This window comes from Myxococcales bacterium, from assembly GCA_016706225.1.
GTDB lineage: Bacteria > Myxococcota_A > Polyangia > Polyangiales > Polyangiaceae > JADJKB01.
On record JADJKB010000003.1, the window covers coordinates 138,838 to 158,814 of the forward strand.

General features: G+C 68.8%; 17 protein-coding genes. 12 read left to right on the forward strand and 5 right to left on the reverse strand.

The genetic code is table 11. The features are described 5' to 3' along the window. Nucleotides 1–24 precede the first annotated feature (24 nt). From IPI67_02525 to IPI67_02535, 3 genes are all read right to left on the reverse strand, one after another. A complete protein-coding gene (locus tag IPI67_02525) occupies nt 25–744 on the reverse strand; it encodes a hypothetical protein (protein ID MBK7579057.1) in 720 nt (239 codons plus the stop codon). Nucleotides 745–814: 70 nt separating this feature from the next. Next, a complete protein-coding gene (locus IPI67_02530) occupies nt 815–1,897 on the reverse strand; it encodes a DUF362 domain-containing protein (GenBank protein MBK7579058.1) in 1,083 nt (360 codons plus the stop codon). Nucleotides 1,898–1,962: 65 nt separating this feature from the next. Continuing rightward, the gene (locus IPI67_02535; GenBank protein MBK7579059.1) at nt 1,963–3,618 is read right to left on the reverse strand and encodes a hypothetical protein; all 1,656 of its coding nucleotides are present in this window, start codon (nt 3,616–3,618) and stop codon (nt 1,963–1,965) included. Nucleotides 3,619–3,857: 239 nt separating this feature from the next. Here IPI67_02535 and IPI67_02540 point away from each other — a divergent pair, with 239 nt between their 5' ends. From IPI67_02540 to IPI67_02555, 4 genes are all read left to right on the forward strand, one after another. Next, on the forward strand, nt 3,858–4,106 hold the full coding sequence (locus IPI67_02540) for a hypothetical protein (protein MBK7579060.1): 249 nt from the start codon (nt 3,858–3,860) through the stop codon (nt 4,104–4,106). A 114-nt stretch (nt 4,107–4,220) separates the two neighbouring features. After that, nucleotides 4,221–4,727, forward strand: coding sequence for a helix-hairpin-helix domain-containing protein (locus IPI67_02545; GenBank protein MBK7579061.1), 507 nt, complete (start codon nt 4,221–4,223; stop codon nt 4,725–4,727). Nucleotides 4,728–4,771: 44 nt separating this feature from the next. Further along, complete coding sequence (locus tag IPI67_02550; protein ID MBK7579062.1) at nt 4,772–5,701, forward strand: SUMF1/EgtB/PvdO family nonheme iron enzyme; 930 nt, start codon at nt 4,772–4,774, stop codon at nt 5,699–5,701. Between the two features lie 329 nt (nt 5,702–6,030). Further along, on the forward strand, nt 6,031–6,747 hold the full coding sequence (locus IPI67_02555) for a hypothetical protein (GenBank protein MBK7579063.1): 717 nt from the start codon (nt 6,031–6,033) through the stop codon (nt 6,745–6,747). A 165-nt stretch (nt 6,748–6,912) separates the two neighbouring features. Here IPI67_02555 and IPI67_02560 read toward each other — a convergent pair whose 3' ends face one another. Both IPI67_02560 and murA read right to left on the reverse strand, forming a co-directional pair. Then, a complete protein-coding gene (locus tag IPI67_02560) occupies nt 6,913–7,533 on the reverse strand; it encodes an ATP phosphoribosyltransferase (protein MBK7579064.1) in 621 nt (206 codons plus the stop codon). Continuing rightward, entirely contained in the window at nt 7,530–8,798 is a 1,269-nt protein-coding gene (gene murA, locus IPI67_02565) for a UDP-N-acetylglucosamine 1-carboxyvinyltransferase (protein MBK7579065.1), read from the reverse strand. The genes IPI67_02560 and murA overlap by 4 nt, the downstream gene beginning before the upstream one ends. Nucleotides 8,799–8,959: 161 nt before the next feature. Between murA and IPI67_02570 the strand changes: the two genes are divergently transcribed. The 8 genes from IPI67_02570 to IPI67_02605 all read left to right on the forward strand — a co-directional run bounded on the left by IPI67_02570 (nt 8,960) and on the right by IPI67_02605 (nt 19,962). After that, nucleotides 8,960–11,320: a protein kinase gene (locus tag IPI67_02570; protein ID MBK7579066.1), complete on the forward strand. Its 2,361-nt coding sequence runs from the start codon at nt 8,960–8,962 to the stop codon at nt 11,318–11,320. Between the two features lie 45 nt (nt 11,321–11,365). Further along, nucleotides 11,366–13,468 (forward strand): thrombospondin type 3 repeat-containing protein, encoded by a 2,103-nt coding sequence (locus IPI67_02575; GenBank protein MBK7579067.1) that lies wholly within the window; start codon nt 11,366–11,368, stop codon nt 13,466–13,468. Further along, the gene (locus IPI67_02580) at nt 13,465–15,585 is read left to right on the forward strand and encodes a HEAT repeat domain-containing protein (GenBank protein ID MBK7579068.1); all 2,121 of its coding nucleotides are present in this window, start codon (nt 13,465–13,467) and stop codon (nt 15,583–15,585) included. Before IPI67_02575 ends, IPI67_02580 begins: the two co-directional genes overlap by 4 nt. A gap of 49 nt (nt 15,586–15,634) precedes the next feature. Continuing rightward, nucleotides 15,635–15,913 (forward strand): exodeoxyribonuclease VII small subunit, encoded by a 279-nt coding sequence (gene xseB, locus IPI67_02585; GenBank protein ID MBK7579069.1) that lies wholly within the window; start codon nt 15,635–15,637, stop codon nt 15,911–15,913. A gap of 5 nt (nt 15,914–15,918) precedes the next feature. Further along, the gene (locus tag IPI67_02590) at nt 15,919–16,689 is read left to right on the forward strand and encodes a competence/damage-inducible protein A (GenBank protein ID MBK7579070.1); all 771 of its coding nucleotides are present in this window, start codon (nt 15,919–15,921) and stop codon (nt 16,687–16,689) included. A gap of 173 nt (nt 16,690–16,862) precedes the next feature. Next, complete coding sequence (locus tag IPI67_02595; GenBank protein MBK7579071.1) at nt 16,863–17,537, forward strand: DNA repair protein; 675 nt, start codon at nt 16,863–16,865, stop codon at nt 17,535–17,537. An 86-nt stretch (nt 17,538–17,623) separates the two neighbouring features. Then, complete coding sequence (locus IPI67_02600; GenBank protein ID MBK7579072.1) at nt 17,624–18,997, forward strand: cyclic nucleotide-binding domain-containing protein; 1,374 nt, start codon at nt 17,624–17,626, stop codon at nt 18,995–18,997. Further along, the gene (locus tag IPI67_02605; protein MBK7579073.1) at nt 18,994–19,962 is read left to right on the forward strand and encodes a hypothetical protein; all 969 of its coding nucleotides are present in this window, start codon (nt 18,994–18,996) and stop codon (nt 19,960–19,962) included. Before IPI67_02600 ends, IPI67_02605 begins: the two co-directional genes overlap by 4 nt. The last annotated feature ends 15 nt before the right edge of the window (nt 19,963–19,977 follow it).

The window sequence follows — 19,977 nt, forward strand, 5'->3', positions numbered from 1 at the left end:
CGCGGCCTCCGCGTCCTCTGCGGACTACTTTCGCACCGCACGCGTCGGAGTGATGGGGTTCACCCGCTCGAACGCCTCGGTCAAGAATCGATCGCGCACCTTGCGGGCCTCGGCCGGGTGGTCGCGCCACGGCACCGCCACCGCGTAGATCAGACAAGCGTCCGGGTACGCCGGGTAGGCCGCCCAGGCCGCCGAGAACTCACGCCGGGAGAAGCCCACGTCGGCGTACCCATCGACGAAGTGAATCAGCAGCGGCTTGTCGCGCCACTTGCTGACCCGCTCCCCGATGGCATCGAGCTTCGGCTCGAAGGACTTGGACTTCTGGCGCGCCCACAGCTCGAAGCGCCGGATGCAGGTCCGGCTCTCGACCGCGACGCCCGGCTCGACCTCCTGCACGAAGGCAATGGCGAGCACGTGGTGGTCGTCGCCGTAACGGAAACCCAGGAAGTGGTCGACACCCCAGTACCGCACGCGCTTCCACTTCTCGATGTCCGGCAGCGGAACCAGCAGCTGGTTGTCCTTGTCGTTGCGCTCACCCCACGCCTCGCTGAGCTGTCGCTGCAGCGCCGCCCAGTGAGGATCGTGCGCGTCACCGCCCGGCTCGGCCACGGTGACCGTCGTGGGTCGGGGCGGAGTGCCCGGCGGCTGAGTGTGGGTGCTCGACGAACCGCAGCCGACGAGGCCGAGGCCGAGGGCCAGACTGAGCAGATGGCCCGCGCGGGTCATGCCGGTTGGACGGAGCACGTCCCACAATGATGGACCGCCAGGGCCCCGGTGCCAACCGCCTTCCCGGCCGAAACCGGGGAAAAACCGCTCAGATCTCGCTGCTCTTCAGCCGAATGGCATTGGCGTCGGCAACACCGAGGCCGAGCTCGCCCGCGGTGCGGATGTAGCGAGGCTCGCGCTTCGCCTCCGTGAGCGTCTTCAGGCCCTTCTCCTTGCGCAGCTTCTCCACCAGCTGCCAGCCGACCGTGTCCATCGCCACCGGATCGGTGGCGACGTAGACCGAGCCCGCGAGCACCCGGGTCTTCGGATCTTTGTCGAGGGGCCCCTTGTCGTACATCACCTTGAAGGCGTCCGTGATGTGCAGGCGCACGCGGCTCGTCACCAGAGGCTGGTTGTACAGCATCGCGATCTGCGGACTGGCGCCGTGGGCGTGGTGCTCGTGAGGGTTGTTGACGTTGCCGTGGGTGATGTTCTTGAGCGTGCCGGTGTAACCGCAGATCGAGTGATCCTTGATCTGCGTCAGGTTGATGACCGCCGTCGCCTCCAGGAACTGCCGCGCGTACTTGGTGCCCACGCCCTGATACACCGTGATCTCCGGCATCGGGTGGTCGTTGTTGTTGTGGGTCGCGGTCTTGACGCCAGCCGGCAGCTTGAACTGCCGCACGTTCACCCGGCAACCCGCCAGGTACGAGGGGTACTGCTCGTAGACCATGATCTTCTCCGGCGGCACGCCGAGGGCGATGACCGCCTCGACCAGCGGCAAGATCAGCTCGAAGTTGACGGCCATCGTCGCGCCCTTCTGGCCGGCGATGCCGTTGGGTTTGATGGCAACGACGTCGTCCTTGGAGATGAAGCGCTTCATCGCCTCGACCAGGTTCGACGCGCCCGTGAATTCCATCATCGCCTTTTCGAGCAGGCGTTTGGCCACGTCCGCCTTCGGCCAGAGCAAGTTCGGCTGCATCGTCGCGCGGTAGTCCCCCTTGGCGCCGACGTGCACCACCTTGCCGGGGACGGCCATGGGTGAAAAACCCTTGGGAGGTTTGGCTATCAACGGGGACGCCTCGGGGTCCTCGCCGGCGAGCGCGCCCCCGGCGGCGGTGGTCGCGGCGCCGGCGGCGGCCAGGGCCAGAACGGTGCGGCGGGAGACCGAGCTTTCGACGGGAACGCGCATGACTGTGCTCCTCGGGGACACCCTTGGCGGTATCACGCAGTCCCAACCCGGGCAAACATGAGGCTCTAGCTGCGCGGTTCGGATTCGCCCTCCGCGTCCTCCGCGTCCTCCGCGCCCTCCGCGTCCTCTGCTCCCTCCGCGTCCTCTGCGTCCCCTGCGCCCTCCGCGTCCTCTGCGTCCCCTGCGCCCTCCGCGTCCTCTGCGTCCTCTGCGTCCTCTGCGCCCTCCGCGTCCTCTGCTCCCCCGTCGGCCGCCCCCCAGATGAACCACGCCGCAACCCCAAACAGCACCACGAACACCAGCGCCCCCCACAAGATCCGCCGCCGGTCGTCGGGGAAGCGGGTCCCGATCTGCACGATGCCGTCGCTGAAGTCACCCCGGGGCGCCTCCTCCGCGTGTTGATCGCGGCGCTCCGCAGCAATGGTGCACGGTTCACCCGTCGGCAACCGCGGACCATCGTAAGCTCCGCGGTACACCGTCTCGACGCTCGGCAGGTTGCCCGCGACGTCCAGCCCCGTCTCACACACGGGCCAAGCGTCGACCTGATGCGAACGACCGAGCGCAACGTCGTAAGCGCGAGGTCCCGCGTACCCGACGACCGCGAGCACCACCAGCGCAAACACCCCTCGCGCGGCGTACGGCGAGCTCAGCATCGACTGGCGGACGATCAGCGCCGCGATCAGCCCGCCACCAGCAAACAGCAGCGGCAACGTGGGTGTCTCGGTGCCCGGAACACCACGGAACGCATCGGTCAGCAGGCCAACCGAGGTCGCGGCGAGGATGGCGTCCCAGACCGGAAAGAGCACCAGCATCACGAACACGAGGACCGCCACCAGGCTGCGGCGCGCGCCGGAGGGGGGCGCTGCCCGCGCGGGTTCGAAGCGCGCCGCGGTCTGGCTGGAGTCTCGGCCAGCGGAGCCCTTCGATTTCTGGCGGTCCGATGCGGGCGGCGGGGCTTCGGAGCCCTGCGCTTCCTCGGGCTGTTCTTCCGATCCCGGCTCCGGCGGTGGCGAATCCAGCTCCGCCTGCGCCCGCTCCGCGCTCGAGCGCCGGACGCGGCGCGCCAGATCGATCAGCAGCACTGCCAAGATCAGCTGGGCCACCAGCAACGCCCCGCGCTGCGTCACCGGCTCGGGTCCGGGTCGCGCCGCGAACAAACGGAAGAGCGGGAAACCCGTGTCGATGGCCACGAACGCAAACGCCGCCCCCACCACGCTCGACGGCACCCTCGCCTCGAGAGCGCTGGCCATGCGCGCGAGCGCCAGGATCAAGGCCCCCAGACCCAACAACCGGGCCGCCGCGACCAGCACGTACAGCTCCTTCGTCGAGATGGCCTCCGACGAACCCTCGGTACCTCCGAACCCCAACACCAACGCGCCACTCACCAGGGCAACCACGACGAACGCCGCGGCGGCGACCAATGCCGGAGTGACCGCGCGTGTGGCTGGCGGCACGCGCGTCAGCCGGAGCAGCGCCGTCACGAGCAGCAGCGAGATCAAGGTGTAGAACCCTTGATGCGCGTACGACACCATCGTCATCAGCACGAGCGCGCCGGGATCTCGTGCGTCCAATTGCGGGGCGAGGCGGATGGCCTGAAACTGCGCAGCAGCGCTGCCGAGGGTCAGTACGAGCCAGGTGCCAATCAGCCATTTGAGGCCAGCGCGCACCGAGACCCAGCTCGCGGTGCGCTCGAGCTCTCGCTGGCCGCGCGCGGTCACCATGGCCCGGCATCATGGCCGAGGTCCGGCCGCGGGCGAAGTGGCAACACCAGCAGGCGGCGTCGAGGCGCGCGCTCGTGCACCGGCGAAGCGCCGGCGATCGCCGGCGGGCGCCGGTGTTCGCCTGAGGGTGAGCCCACGAATCGAGCGGTTTTTGTTGCGCGCGGGCCTGGCATGACGCTCGCAATCCGCTCTGCCACGGGCGCACGAAGGTCGGGCGCCTCGCCGGAGGAATTGAGCACATGCACGACTCGAAAATGAAGGTTGCTTACGTCATCACTCAGCGCAACGGCAAGAACCACTGGACGCGCATCGGCGTCGGTTTCGTCAACCGTGACGGGTCCATCAACCTGAAGCTGGAGGCGGTGCCGGTGACCGGCGAGCTCCAGATCCGTGATCAGGTTCCGCGAGATCAGCCGCTGACCATCGTCTCGACCGACGGGGGCAAGAACGGGCGACACGAAAGTGGAGCGCTGGCCGAGCTCGGGTGACGCGCCATGACGCGGACTGAAGCTGCTGTCCGGTCGGGTGCTGACCCGACCGGACTGGCGTCCGAAGAATCGCTCAGAGCGCCCGCTCCCACACGGAACCATTGGTTCCCCGTGGTGATGAAGGTCGCTGGCATTGCGGCGCTGCTCATCGGGCTCGCCGGCATCGGTGCGGCGTCGATGGTGCTCGGCGACGGGGGCGTCGCGGTCGCCCGCGGTGCGGCCCCGGAAGCGTCGGGAGGTTGGCTCGCGGGAGGCCCTGCGGCGGAGCCGCCCGCAGCGGCCGGCGGCAGCGCGCGCAAGCAGCACTCGGGCCCGGCGGACTCTCGCAAGCCGCCCAGCGCTGCGCTCACCGCCGACGGCAAGGTCATCCTGAACCTGGCAGAGGTCGACGACCTGAGACGCTTACCCGGCATCGGTCGCCGGCGGGCCGAAGCCATCCTGGAGCTGCGCGCGCGCCTCAAGCGCTTCCGACGGGTCACGGAGCTCCTACGTGTGCGCGGCATCGGCGTGCGCGGGCTCCGGCGCATCACACCATTGGTGGTGCTCGATCCACCAAAATCCGGCGGCGACGCCGGGGCCGATGCCGGGGCCGATGCCGCGAAAGGAGACGCGGGGAGCTGAGCTTTCGGCGGCGAGGCGCCGCGAGTCGGCTAGGCTTCGTCGCCGTGAAACCCCTGCCGGTTCGCGGAGTCGTGCGGCTCGCGCTCGCGCTGTCTGGCGCGGCGGGGCTCGGGGCGGCGTGTGTCTCGGCGCCGCCGCCGTCGGCCGAACCGGCAGCTGGAGCTGATTCGATCCGACAAACATCCGACGCGACCGCGAGCGCTCGGCCCGACGCGACGGCGAGCGACGGCGGAGGGCTCGCGGCGGACGCAGCGGTTGGGGCGGACGCAAGCTCCGCGGCGAGCGCTTGTCCTGACGGCATGTTGCGTGTGACCAAGGACTTCTGCCCCAAGGTCGAGCGTCAGTGTTTGAAGAGTGAATACGACAAGGCCAATCACATCACGCTCTGTCATCGCTTCAAACCGGACACGACGGTGTGCCGTGCGCCGCGGGTCGCACTCGACTTCTGCATCGATCGCTACGAGTACCCCAACCAGGAGCGAGCACACCCGCCGGTGATGGTGAGCTTCTTCGACGCCAGCGGGCTGTGCGCCGCCAAGGGCAAACGCCTGTGTTACGAGGGGGAGTGGACGGCGGCGTGTGAGGGCCCCGACGAGAAACCATTTCCGTACGGGTGGGAGCGGTCGAGCGAGAAGTGCAACTTCGACAACGCCTGGACCGATCCCAGCCTGAAGAAGATCTACTCGGACGATCCAGCAATTCGCGACGCCGAGCTGGCGCGCCTCGACCGCAGTGTGCCGAGCGGCTCCAAGCCCGGTTGTGTGAGCGACTACGGCGTGTTCGATCTCACCGGCAACGTCGACGAGTGGACCCTCGCCGATCAGGACCGCCCGCGGGAAAAAGGGCGCTTCTCGGCGCTGAAAGGCGGCGCCTGGGGCCACGTCCGCAACGCCTGCCGCCCCGTGACCACCAGCCACGAGCCGGAGTTCACCTATTACTTCGTGAGTTTTCGCTGCTGCAAAGATGTGAGTTGAACTCGTCTCTCGTGAACGGCTGAGTCTGGACCCGGACGGGGCGGTCGCTAGTGTCGTGAATCCGCAATTCGCAACCGAATTGCGGACCGCGCTCCGCGCGGCGCTGCTATCGCAGCGCGGACACTATCTTCCTCGAAAGGGCGCCGCGCGCCCCTCTCGCGCTTCGCGCGATTCACCCCGCGGAATTCGCTCCGCGAATTCGCTAGTGTGCCGAGGTCACATCTTGCCCGATTTGCGGACTCGGCACTCTAGGCCGCCGGGACGATTTTGACCCACCGAGGCCGGCCGGATATGAGTAGCGGTTTCCTGCCTGACTCGAAGGACAAAACATGAAGACGATGCGATGGTTCGGGGTGGTCGCGTTTCTTGGAGTGTTCGCTGCTTGCGGGGGCGACGACGGCGGCGGTGGGAGCGGGGGAACCGGAGGCTCCGCGACCGGCGGCAGCGGTGGGAGCTCCGCAACCGGCGGAGGCGGCAGCGCGGGCAGCACCACCGGTGGCGGAGGTGGGACAGCGGGTGCTGGGGGCGGGGCAACGGGAGGCGCAGCGGGCGGTGGTGGCGCGGCGGGCACCGGCGGTGCGAGCGGCGGCACGGGCGGCGCAGCGGGTGACGCAGGCACGACCGACTCGGGCGGGGTCTGCAACACGTTCGCCAACGGCGCGTCCCCGATCGACGAGACCAAGGTGGCGACCAGCCAGCCGGCTCCGACTGGCGGCACCCTCGTGGACGGCACGTACTTCCTCACGAGCTACGCGATCAACACGGGCCCCGGCGGCAGTGCGGGTCCGACCGGAAAAAAGATTCGCCACACGCTGGTCATTTCGGGAGCCAGCTCCGGCACGGCCACGCTTCAGAGCGTACGGGAGAAGCTCGGCGAGGCCGAGCTCCGCACGACCGGCACGGCGACCTCGTCGGGCACCAACCTCAACATCCAGTTGACCTGCGGAGTCAGCGGCAGCACTTCGATCGGTTACACCGTCACGAGCACCGGGCTGCAATTGCTCGACGCCACGAACACGAACGTGCAGACGTTCACCAAACAATGACCTGATCTGGGCGGGGTGGACGCGGTGCACGAGCTCACCGCGTCCGCGTGCCCCCCTCCTGAGCGAGCGCGGCGATGCAGCGGAGGCCGCCCACACGACCGGGCGAAGCCCCGAGGATGGGCGGGCAGCGCCTCCCCGGCACGCTGGATCCCTGAAGCGGTAGCCCTAACCGAGCGCGGCTCGCAACCGCTCCACCAGCGGCTGGACCTCCGCGCGGCGGAGTTTGTACTGCGCGCGGTTGGCCACCAGCACACTCGATACCTCGGCGACCAGCTCCCGCTCCTCGAGGTTGTTCTCCACGAGTGTCGTGCCGGTCTCGACCAGATCGACGATCAAATGCGCGAGCCCGACCAGCGGCGCGAGCTCCACGGAACCCTGTACGTAGATGATCTCCGCCTGGACCCCGCGCTTGGCAAAATGCTCCGCTGCGATGCGCGCGTACTTGGTCGCCACCCGCGGCACCGCCGGCACACTCACGTCCTTCTTGGCCGCAACCACCATGCGACAACGACCAATGCCGAGATCGAGCGGCTGATACAGATCGTAGCGCCGCTCGAGCAGCACGTCGCGCCCGCTCACCCCGAGGTCCGCCGCGCCGTACTCGACGTAGGTCGGCACGTCGTCGGGCTTGAGCAGCAGAAACCGCAGGGCACCGTCGGCGCTCTCCCGCACCAGTCGCCGGTCGTCGGCGAGCACCGAGGAGGCATCCAATGACGCCCGCTCGAACAGCGCCGCGAGCTGTTTGGTGACCCGGCCCTTGGGAATGGCGATCGTCAGCGGCCTCACGGCGCGCCCTCGAGCGCCACGCGCTCGATGTCGGCGCCGACACCCGCGAGCTTCTTCTCGATGTGCTCGTAGCCACGGTCCAGGTGGTAGACACGGCGCACGATCGTGTCGCCCTCGGCGACGAGTCCGGCGATGACCAGCGAGGCGCTGGCGCGAAGATCCGTCGCCATCACGCTGGCCCCCGACAACCCCTTCACCCCCTGCACGAAGGCGGTATTGCCGCGTGTGTCGATGTCCGCACCCATGCGGCACAGCTCGGGCACGTGCATGAAGCGGTTTTCGAAGATGGTCTCGGTGAGCACACTGCGACCCTCCGCCACCGTCATCATGGCCATGAACTGCGCCTGCATGTCGGTGGGGAAGCCGGGGTGCGGCGCGGTCGTGACGTCGACCGCTCGCAGCGCGCCGAGCCGCCGGACCCGCATGTGCTCCCCCTCGCGCTCGATCTCGAGGCCCGCCATGCGCATCTTCACGATCACCGGCTCCAGCTGGTCGATCGGCGCGTTTTCCAGCAGCACGTCGCCGCCCGCCGCGCCCACGGCCGCGATGAACGTGCCCGCCTCGATGCGATCGCTGACGATGGCGTGGTCGAACGGATCCAACGACTCGGAGCCGTGGATCACGACCACGTCGGTGCCGGCCCCTTCGACCCGCGCGCCCATCTTGTTGAGCACACGCCCCAGCTCTTCGACCTCCGGTTCGCGCGCCGAGTTCACCAGCGTCGTACGACCCCGGGCCAGCGCCGCCGCCATCATCAGGTTCTCGGTACCCGTGACGGTGGGCAGATCGAACACGATCTCTGCACCCTTGAGCCGCGGGGCTTCGGCCACCACGTACCCGTGCTCGACGCGAATCGTGGCGCCGAGGGCCTCGAGCCCCTTCAAGTGTTGATCGATGGGCCGCGCACCGATGGCACAACCGCCCGGCAAGGACACCTTCGCGCGACCGTAGCGGGCAACCAGGGGGCCCAGGACCAGCACACTCGCCCGCATCTGTCGCACCAGCTCGTACGGCGCCTCGGGGCGGACCGCACCCACCGCCTCCGCCACTCGCACCTCCGGCGTCGCGACGCTCACCTCGCGCCCCAGGAACCTGAGCAGCGCCGCGGTCGTGTCGATGTCGCGCAGGCCCGGCACGTTGCGCAGCAGGGATTGGCCGTCCGAGAGCAGTGTCGCGCACAGGATCGGCAGCGCGGCGTTCTTCGCGCCACCCACCGCGATACGGCCAGAGAGGGGGCGGGTTCCTCGAACTCGAATCGCGTCCATCGGGTGTGCCCGCGTACGCTCGGTCGGTCGGGCGCGCAAGCGAGAATGTAAGCTCGCGCGCCGCCGGCATACTGCTCGGGGTCAGCCCCTCCGCAACATTGGCGCGCGCATCCGACGGGTCAGCGCTCGAATTTCGGGCTACGCTCGCGCTCGACTGAAGCATGGCCGAAGACGAAACGCGCGACGCCCAGAGAACCGTCGGCATGACGCCGTGGGCGAACCCGACCCCGTCCGGCGAACGTGTGGTGCTCGCAGGGCGCTACGAGATCTTGGGCCTGCTCGGCAGTGGCGGCATGGGCAGCGTGTACCGCGCGTTCGACCGCGAGCTCGACGAAAAGTGTGCGCTGAAGCTGGTGCGCCCGGAGCTGGGTGCCTCGCCGCGACTGCTCGAGCGCTTCCGCCGTGAGGTGAAGCTGGCGCGACGCGTGACTCACCCCAACGTCGCGCGGACGTACGACATTGGCGAGCACGGGAGCGAGAGGTTCCTGACCATGGAGCTCGTCGATGGTGAGTCGCTGTCGTCGTTGATCGAACGCGAAGGACGGCTCGGTCCGACCCGAGCCGTGAAGATCGCGCTGGAGCTTGCTGCGGGGCTCGAGGCCGCTCACGCGGTGGGCGTCGTGCATCGAGACTTGAAGCCGGAAAACGTGCTGCTCGAGAAGACCGGCCGCGTGGTGATCACCGATTTTGGCATCGCCTGCGCGCGCCAGGACGCCGAAGATGCCACGAAGACCCTCGGCGGCGTGGTCGGCACACCGGCGTACATGGCGCCAGAGCAGGTCGAGGCCCTGCCCGACGTCGACGCAAGAGCCGATCTGTACGCGCTCGGCGTGTTGCTCTACGAAATGCTGACGGGAGTGATGCCGTTCAGCGGTACTTCGCCGTACGCGGTGGCGTCCGCGAGGCTGACCTCCGAGCCGCCCGATCCGCGGCGCGAGCGACCAGATCTGCCGGCCGCGCTCGCCCACATCGTGCAGACCTGCATGGCCCGCGACCGAAACCATCGCTACGGCAGCGCGGCCGACCTCGCCGCAGCACTGAGTGTCAGCGCACCGACGGAGTTCGACGAGCTGGCCGTATCCCGCTCCCACGTCGGCTGGCAGCCACCGGATCCCTCAGCTCGCACCCGCGCTGGCGAAAAAACCCTGGCGGTCCTGCCCTTCAAGAACGCCGGCCCGCCCGAAGACGCCTACATCGCCGACGGCCTCACCGAGGACTTGATCGACACGTTGAGCATGACCCCGGGGCTCAAGTTGCGCCCCCGCGCGAGCGTCCTGTCTCTCTCGGCCCAGGCAGACGCGGACCCGCGGGAGCTCGGCCGACGATTGGAGGTCCAGGTCGTCGTGGACGGGTCGGTGCGGAGAATGGGCACGTCGTTGCGGATCGCCACGCGGCTGATCGGCGTGGGCGATGGGTTTCAGCTGTGGGCCCGGCGCTTCGACCGGCCACAGTCCGACGCGCTCGTCGTGAGCGACGAAGCCGCACACGCCATCGCCGAGGCGCTCGGCGCCGAGCCCACTCAGCCGCCCCGCGCCGCGCCGACCGACGACGGCGCGATCGATCTCTACCTGCGCGGCAAGGCCGAGCTTCGCCGCATCTGGCGCGAGCCCATGCGCCGAGCCGCGGAGCTGTTCGAGGCCGCGCACCGACGGGCGCCGAATGATCCAACCTTGCTTGCGGCACTCGCTCGCGCACGCGCGCGCCTCTGGTACTTCGATGGTGGCGCGCGTGAGGGCGGCGAGGCGAGGGAGCTGGCGGACAAGGCGCTTGCGGTGGCGCCGGAGCGTGGTGAGAGCTGGCTGTCGCTCGCGTCCGTCCGCTTCGTGGAGCAAGAGCTGCCGAGCGCGGCGCGGCTGCTCGAACAAGCGCTGAAACGCTCGCCCCAGCTCGCGGAGGCCCACGAGCTCGGTGCCGAGATCGCCCTCGAGGTGCTCGACCCCGCCGTCGCCCTCGCGCGTTACCAGACGGCGCTCAGCCTCGACCCCGAGCTGCGTTGTCGTTTCCACATGGCACGCCTGCACGCCTACGCAGGGCGCTGGCACGAGGTCGACGCCATCGAGCGAGTACCAGCCGAGGACGAGCAGACGCGCAGCATGTACGCCGCGTCGCGCGCGCGACTCGCGCTGTGGAGCCCGGACGCGAAGGCGCGAATCCGCGATCTGACGGCGCCGGAGTCCGCGGAAGATCGCCTGCCCGTCGAATACACGAAGGCCTGCCTCTCGGTGATCGAGTCCGGCTCCCTGTCGGAGGACGTGCGCTCGTACATGAACGCGCAGTTTCTACAGCGTGACCAGGCCCCGCGTTTTGCCACCTTCAAACACATGTTGGCCGCCGAGCTGATGTGTTTCGCGGGCGAGCTGCCGGCTGCAATCGCGCAGATTGAGTCCGCTGTGGGCGTCGGGCTCACCGACCAGAACTGGCTCGAGCGCTGCCCGGTGCTCGCCCCGCTGGCCGGGCGGAGCGATTTCGCGCGGCTTTCGGCCGTTGTTCGCGATCGAGCCGAACGCGTGCGAGAGGGCTGATTTTTTAGTTCGAGCTTCGTGAAGAGCCACACTATCTTGTCGCCCATGCGACTGAGCCAGAGGCTCGCCGTCACTATAGGTGCTCTCGTCGTTTCGACCGCGGCGGCTGCCGAGCCACAGCCGTCTCTCGACTTGCGCAACTTCCACCCGCCAGCCGACCCGAAGGGATCGCTCTATCTCGAGCCCAGCTCCACGCCCAGCGCCGGGGACTGGAACGTCGGCGCCTGGCTCTCGTACTCGCACCGTTCGGTGACGCTAGAAGATGCCTCGGGGACGCGGGTGGCCATCCCCCTCGATAACCAGCTGTCGCTCGACTACGTCGCGGCCGTGGGTGTGCTCGATCGCTTGGCGCTCAGCCTTACCCTGCCGACCGTGCTCTACCAGAACGGCGACGACGTGAACCCGCAGCTGGGTGATGGCCGGCTGCCGCAGACCGCGCTCGGAGACGCAGCGTTCGGGTTGAAGGCGAACTTGATCCCCACCAGCGCGCTCGGTGGGTTCGGGCTGGCAGCGCTCGCGCGGGTGACCGCGCCGACGGGTGACAGTCGTTCCTTCGTTTCTGACGGAACGGTGAGCGGAGACCTGCGGCTGCTCGGCGAGCTCAAGCTGATCGCGGTGACCCTCCAAGCTACCGCGGGCGCGAAGGTCCGAGGACAGAAGCGCACCTACGTCGGCGAAGAGTTCGGCCACGATCTGCCCTGGGGCGTCGCACTCGGCGTGCATCCACAGGCCTTTGGCCTCGACAAGGGTGGACACTGGACCTGGAGCGCGGAGGCTCGCGGCCAGCTCGCCCTCACGCCGGAGTTCGGCAGCGCCCACGCTTCACCGGCGCTGGTGGGCCTCTCGGCCCGGTATGGGCTCGGCGACGTGTCCCTGATTGGCGGCGCGGAGTTGCCTCTGAACGGTGCGGTCGGAAGCCCGAAAGTCCGAGGAGTGCTCGGGATCTCGTGGGCGCCGCGCTTCTACGATCAGGACGGCGACGGCATCAGCGACGAGCTGGACGAGTGCCAGGAGCTCGCCGAAGACAAGGACGGCTTCGAGGATCGCGATGGCTGCCCGGACTTCGACAACGACGACGACGGCGTGCCGGACGAAGAGGACAAATGTCCCACCGAGCAAGAAGACGAAGACGGATTCCAGGACGACGACGGTTGCCCGGACCTGGACAACGACGGCGACGGCGTGCCCGATTCAGTGGATGCGTGCCCCGACGAGGCGGGGCCTGCGACCGGCTCCGCGAAGGGCGCAGGTTGCCCGAACAAGGATGCAGATGGGGATGGCGTCGAGGACGCCGCGGACAAATGCATCGACCAACCCGAAGACAAAGACGGGTTCCAGGACACCGACGGCTGTCCCGATCCCGACAACGACCGCGACGGGGTGCTCGACGAAGAGGACGCCTGCCCACTGCTCAAGGGTGATCCGCGCTCGGACCCGAAGCTGAACGGCTGCCCGAGCCCGGACCGGGACGGGGACACCTTCGACGACGCGGCGGACAAGTGCCCGGACCAACCCGAGGACTTCGACGGCGTCGACGACGAGGACGGTTGCCCGGACGACGACGGAGACAAACCGGCGGCGGCCCGTGCCAAACCGCTGCTCACTGTCGCTCAGAAGGGCGACCGGCGCACGCTGAACTTCCGAGTCGCGCCCAAGTTGACGGGCAAGGCCAGTGAGGTCGACATCGATCCGAAGACGCTGCCGAGCGTGCGGGCCCTGGCCACACTGTTGAACCAGAATCACGGCTGGGTCGCGCTGGTCGGGGTGCGGGCGGCCGGCACCACACCAGAGGCAGAGCAAGAGGCGCTGAACAAGTCGTTCGCCGTCGTGAACACCCTGCGCAGCCTGACCCACCGGGACGACGCGGCAGAGAGCATCGGCTGGAGCGCCGTGAAGGGCCAGCCGGGTGCGCAGCAGCGGGGTTACGGCATCATGATCGTCGGGCCCGGCACCGCAGGAGCGGGCGCCACGCCCGAGCTCGCAGCGCCCCCGAAGGCGAGCGGTGCAGCCAAGACTCCGCCGAACGCCGGCAGACTTCAGCTGAAGATGCCGGCGCCGGCGGCAGGTCCAACGAAAGCAACGGCACCGATGGGTCAGCCCAAGCCGCCTACGCCCCCCGTGCCTCCCACTCCGAAGAAGAGCCCGTGAGGCTCCGCGCTGGCTGGGTGCTGCTCACGGCAGCGCTGATGTTGGCGACGCCCGGGCTCTCCCACGCACAACCCCGTCCGACTCCGAGCCGGCGTGTTCCGGTCCGGCCGCCGCGGCCGCCGCCTCCGCGGCGGGTGCCCGTACCGCCAAAACATCGAGCCAAACCTGCGGTCAGCACTCGGGCGACCAGCTTCAGCTCGCGGCTCGGAATCACCACGGCGATGCGTCTGCTGCGCTCGACCGATGTCAGCGAACGCGTGCGCGGCCTCGAGCGTCTGGGCGAGGTCGGCACGCCCGCTGCCACGGAGCTCCTGGCGCGAAGCCTGGAGCCGGGAGGCGCAGCGAAGGGTTACGAAGAACGCTTGGCCACGGTCCGCGCGCTGGCAAAACACGCAGACAAACAGGCCCCGCGCCAGACGTTGGCGCGAGCCATGGCCAGCTCGGTCTCGGGTCGCGCCGACGATGGCGGGGAGACCCTCGTGCGCGACACCGCGGCCCTCGCCCTCGCTCGGTCCGCGCACAAGGACGCCCTCGAGATCTTGGGCAAGGCGCTGCGCCAGGAAGGCCCGGTCGCAGCATCCGCTCTCCGCGCCCTCTCCGCTCATCCACCGCGGAACCTACGGCCCATCCTCGCGGCGCGCGGCGCGCCCACCCGAACGCTGATCGATCTGCTCGACGCGCTGGGTGATCAGCGAGCATTCTCTGCGCTTCGCGGCTTCGTGAAACACGGCTCGCCGGAGCTCAAGGGTCGAGCGCTCGTCGCGCTCACGCGCCTCGGTGACTACGAGACCGTCGCAGTCGCAAGGCTCTGGCTGAAACAAACGAAGAACGATCGGCGACTGCGCCTGGCTGCCGCCGAGACCCTGCTCATGGCCCACGCTCCGGACGCCGGGCGTGCGCTCTCGGCCTTGCTCGACGAACCGGACACCGCCGAGGCCGCCACCCTTCTCGCCAGTCAGAGCCGCTCCGAGGCGCTCTTGCCGGGGCTCGCCAAACGCCTGAGCGCGGCGGATGCAAGCAGTGCACCGGCGCTCCTGGCAGCCATTGGGCGCATCGGAACGGCGCGCGCCGCCCAGCTTTTGTCCGCCGAGCTCGCCAACGAGGAACACGGCACGGCCGCCGCCTACGCGCTCGGGACCTGCGCCAGCAGTGACGCGGGGCAGCACCTGGCCCGCGCGCTGCTTCAGCCGAAGACGCGCCGAAACGCGGCCCGCGCCTCGGTGGTCCGTGAGGTCGTGCTCGGCGATCGAGTGGACGACCTCGACGCCGCCCTCCGCAGCCTGATCGTCTCCGAGGTTGCCGCGGACCGCGCGGCTGGCGCTTGGGGGCTTGCCACCAAAGACACGAAGCTCGCGCGGACCCTGCTCGGCCGCTCTGATCATGTCGTGGTGCGCGCGGCCGCTCGCGCAGCGCTCGCCGTGGACGCCGCCAGCGTCGCGGCCGACCGCCTCGCCGGCGAGTCCGACCCGCTCACTCGCGCCGCTCTTGCCATCGCCCTCACACGCGAGTCGAGCGCTCGGCGGGTACCAACCCGAGTCATCGTCGAGCTGCTCGAGGGGGGCGGCGCAGCCGCAGCGGTGGCCGCCAAGGCCCTGTCGGCGCGCGACGACGCCACGTTGCGCCCCCAGATCGAGCTCTTGTCGAAGAGCGGCGACCCGTTGATCCGCGCGCACGTCGCCCTCGGGCTGTCGGACAGTCGGGCACCCTCGTCGATCGGCCTGCTCGCCGAAATGTACCGCGCCGAACAGAACGCGGACGTACGCCACGCGGTGATCGTCGCGCTCAGCCGGCGAACCGACTCGACGCGTCGAGCAACTCTGCGCCTGGCGGCCGACCTCGACGGTGACGAACGTGTGCGCAGCGCGGCGCGCCTGGCATTGAAGAACGTCGCGCTGTCGCCACTCCCGACCGGGCGCTCTGCGCTGTGGCTCGCCCTGGTCGACTCTGGCACAGGCCCCAGCCACCCCGCGCAGGCCCGAGTGGGGACGCCGAGCGGCGTTGCGCTCCCGGTGGTGGCCGACCCGGACGGTCTCGTCGTGATGGCGGGGCTGCCGGAAGGCCCCCTCGTGCTGCGGCTTGCCACCGGAAGCGACGAGAGCAACGCTCCAGGTCGATGACACCGGGCTGACGGCCGAGCGGGGAACGAAGAGACACGAGGAGTTTTGCGTGGAAACCAAGAGCGCCGAGAGCAAGAAACGACGGGCGACGACGGCGGACAAGGAGGAGCCCAACTTCGAGGCCTCCCTCGCGCGCTTGAGCGAGATCGTCGAACAGCTCGAGTCCGGCGAGCTACCGCTCGAGCGCTCCCTCACGCTGTTCGAGGAGGGCGTCGGTCTGGCGCGCGCCTCACAAGCCAAGCTCGATCAGGCCGAGCGCCGGGTCGAGGAGCTACTGTCCGTGGACGAAGACGGGAACCCCGTCGTGCGCGAGCTACCGGTGGACTGAGCGCCATGAGCCGCGAGGACGAGCACGAGACCCTCGCGCCCCAGGTGGCCGAGAGCGCCGCCTTCGTCCTGATCGGAAACGAGCTTCTGAGCGGCAAGGTCCAGGAGGAGAACCTCGTCGAGCTGGCAAAGCTGCTCAGGGCCCTCGGTATCCGCTTGAAGCGCGTCGTCATGATCCCCGACGACATCGACACGATTGCAGAGGAGGTTGCGCTGTGCAGCCGCACGCACGACATCGTGTTCACGAGCGGGGGGGTCGGACCCACCCACGACGACCTGACGCTGGATGCGGTCGCCAAGGCCTTCGAAGTCGAGCTCTGCCTGAACGAGACGATGGCGGACATGCTCCGGAATGCCTACGGCGAGCGCTGCACCGAGCATCACCTGCGTATGGCGCGCGCGCCCGAGGGCGCGGTGTTGGCCACCACGCCCGAGGAGCGATGGCCGACCGTCGTGATGAGGAACGTGTGGATCTTGCCGGGTGTGCCGCAGATCTTCCGCAGCAAGTTGACGGTGGTTCGGACCTGGGTGCGAGGACAGGAGGCCTTCTGTTCGCGCGCAGTGTTGACGCGGCTCGACGAGGGCAACTTGAAGCCGCTCCTGGATCAGGTGGTGAGTGAACACCCGAAGGTCGAGGTCGGCTCGTATCCGAAGTGGTTCGACGCCACGTATAAGACCAAAATCACCTTCGATTCGCGGGATTCGGCCGCGGTGGACGCCGCCGTCCTCGCCTTCGTCGCCCTGGTCCCGAGCGACGGCATCGTACGCATGGAGTGATCCCCGCGACGGTGGCCACGGCGGCGAGGCTCGCCACCCGAAAACCCTCGACGTTTCTTCGAGCGCGCCGGTGCCGAGACCGGCGAAGCGCGCCGCGCACCAGACGACGCTCCACAGAATCACGGTTTGTCGAGGGTGACTCGTCGTGGCACGCGGTGTGCTCGGGCCCTGTCATGTTCCCGTCCAACACGTCGCGAAGATCACGAGCGCCAGCCTTCACATCCGCCGGTCCCACCGAGCTCGGGGATGTCGAGCTGCTCACCTTGCTCGTCGGCCGCGAGCGCTCCGGCGCGTCGCGTGCACCCGCGGCGCGACTGCTCGACAGCGCCGGCGGACTCGCGGGCATCGCGGTCTTGGGACCGAGGGACATCGCCGCGTTCGCCGGTGTACACGAGACCCGAGCCTTGCGACTGAGCGCCGCAATCGAGCTGGGCCGCCGCGTTCACATCGCGCTCGGCGAGCTCTGCCGCGAGCCGATGAGCAGCTACCAGGAGGTCGAGAGCTGGGCAAGGCCACGGCTCTCCGCCCTGGAGCACGAGGAGGTGTGGCTACTGTGCCTGGACGGCCGGAACGCACTCCGGTCGAGCCGACGCGTTGCCCAGGGCGGGGCTCACGGCTGCGCGCTCACGCCAAAGGACATCCTCACGCCCGCGCTCAAGGACGCGGCGAGCGCCATCGTGTTGGTCCACAACCACCCCAGCGGTGATCCGACGCCGAGCCCCGAAGATGTGCACATGACCCGCGCGGTCGCGGAGGCGTGCAACGTGGTGGGTGTCCCGCTGCTCGACCACATCGTCGTCGCACGCGGCGGGTCTCGCAGCGTTTTCGAAGCCGCAGACGCGGCCTGATGGCGCGCAAAAGGCGGCGTTCGGGCGGTCTCGGCCGGTCAATCTGAGGGTGCCACGGGCCCGAGAGTCGAGCTACAGTCGCCGGCGTGACCGAAAGCGGCGTCTCTCAGTTCGCCGCGTTGACCGACGTCGGACGTCAGCGCGACCACAACGAGGACAATTTCCTCGTGGACAAGAAGCTGGCCCTGTACGTCGTCTGCGACGGCATGGGCGGGCACGCCGCCGGCGAGGTGGCGAGCGCCGTCGCGGTCCGGACCGTGCACGAAGAAGTGAAACGCGAGGTCGAGCTGCTCACCGACTACGCGGAGGGCAAGACCGGGGCCGAGCGTGTCAGCAAGCGCGACGTGATCAACATGCTCGAGTTCGCGGTGAACCGCGCCTCGAACAAGGTCCACTCGGAAGCGCTGAAGGACCCGACCAAACGCGGCATGGGCACCACGCTCGTCTCGATCTTGACGGCGGGCAACCAGGCGTTCGTCACCTACGTCGGCGACAGTCGCTGTTACCTGCTGCGCAACGGCTCAATCCAGCAGGTCACCGAAGACCACAACGTCTACAACGAGCTGATCAAGAAGAAGAAGCTGCCCAAAGAGAAGGCCGAGAAGCTGCTGTCGCAGAAGAACGCGGTCACTCGAGCGGTGGGGGTCTACGAGCACTGTGAGCCAGACACCCTGGTGATCGACGTGGTCGCGGGGGATCGGTTCCTGCTCTGCACCGACGGCCTCAGCATGTACTTCGAGGGCGACGAGATGGCCGCGCTGGGCACCCTGCTCAGCAATCGCGACGCCGAAGCCTCGGTCAAGTCGCTGATCGATGCCGCCAACGAGCGCGGCGGCGGCGACAACATCACGGCGATCATCGTCACCATCGGTGACGTCGGCGTGAGGGACGACGTCCGCGCCCAGCGATTGCAGCTCAAGCGGGACATCCTGGCGCGAATGCCGCTGTTCCGCATGCTGAGCGAGCGCGAGCTGCTGCGGGTCCAAGAGGTCACCGACGTGGTGGCGTTCAAGAACGGCGAGCGGGTGATCAAGGAGGGGGACCGCGGGGAAGAGCTCTTCATCGTGCTCAACGGCCAGGTCAAGGTGCTGCGCGGAGGAACACAGCTCGCCACGCTCAAACAGGGCGAACACGTGGGCGAGATGGCGCTGATCCGCGCCCAGCCTCGATCGGCAACCGTCGTGAGTGATGGGGACAGCGAGATGATGTTGATCCGCCGGGTCGATTTCTTCGATATCCTGCGGAAAGAACACCAGTTGGCGGTCAAGCTCCTGTGGCAGTTCCTGGGAGTGCTCGCCGATCGTCTGGCGGACACGAGCCGCGAGCTGGACCACGCCCGAGAGGAGCTCGCCGAGGACATCACCTCGGAGATCTTCGACGACGACGAGGACGAAAACCGGAAGACGCTCGTCATTCCACCGCCCCCGCGCTCGATTCGCAGCCCGGGCGGCTCGTCGTGAGCTGCGCGCCCCGCCACGCCACTGTCCGGCTGGGCTGCGTCGGCATCACGAGTGCTGCGCTGCTCGTTCTGAGCTGCGACAAACCTCCGACGCCGGCACCTGGCTCGGACTCGGCGAGCACTGGTTCGGCGACTGCCACAGCCTCGGTGCCCACGCCGGCGCCCTCGTCGAGTGCGCGCTATCCCAGGGTCCCCACGACCCCCGCAAGTCGTCCGGCCTGCCGCGCCCTCGCGCTGACAGGCGACGTGAAGTCCGGGGACAAACCGCTCAGCAACGGCGCCATCGTCTACGGCGACACCTGGCTCACCCTGGCCAAGGACGCATCGATCAGCCTCCGCCACACGGTGACCACTCGGGAGCTCACGCTCAAAGGTCCTGCGTACGCCCTGCCGTGCATCGACGGAGACGAAGACACCGTGCTCGGCATGGGCACGCTGTCGACGAGCGCCGGGGCCGGCGCCCGGCCCGGCGCCGTGGTGACGGTGTTCACTCCACTCGGGACGGTGAGCTACGGCGATGCCCAGATCACAATCCGAGCGTCCAAATCCAAGGCGGAGATCGTCACCACCAAGGGCGAGGGCTGGGTGCGCGCAGCGAAGGGGGCGACCCGAGCGGGACCGGAGAAGGTCACCTCACCCAAGGACAAGTCCTCACTCTCCGGCTCCGGCCCCACCGAAGCTCTGGTAGTGGAGTGCGAGCGAGCCGCGGCCGAGGCCGCCGGCCTGGCCCGCGCCGTCCTCGACCCGGCCGCGGCGGACGGCGGTTCCCTCGGCGAACGGGCTGCAAAGCACCTCGAGGCTCGACAGAGGGCGCGCTGGGCCTGCGGCGTGGCTCTGGCCGGAGCGGCGGCCGAGACCGACGCCGACAAGCGCAAGGGCCTGGAAAGCCGCGTGGAAGCCGCAAACGCCCGCTGGCGGTCCCTCGGAACCCCGGGCTCGCCCGCGCCAAAAAGCTCTGCACAATGATGCGTCGTTGACAGT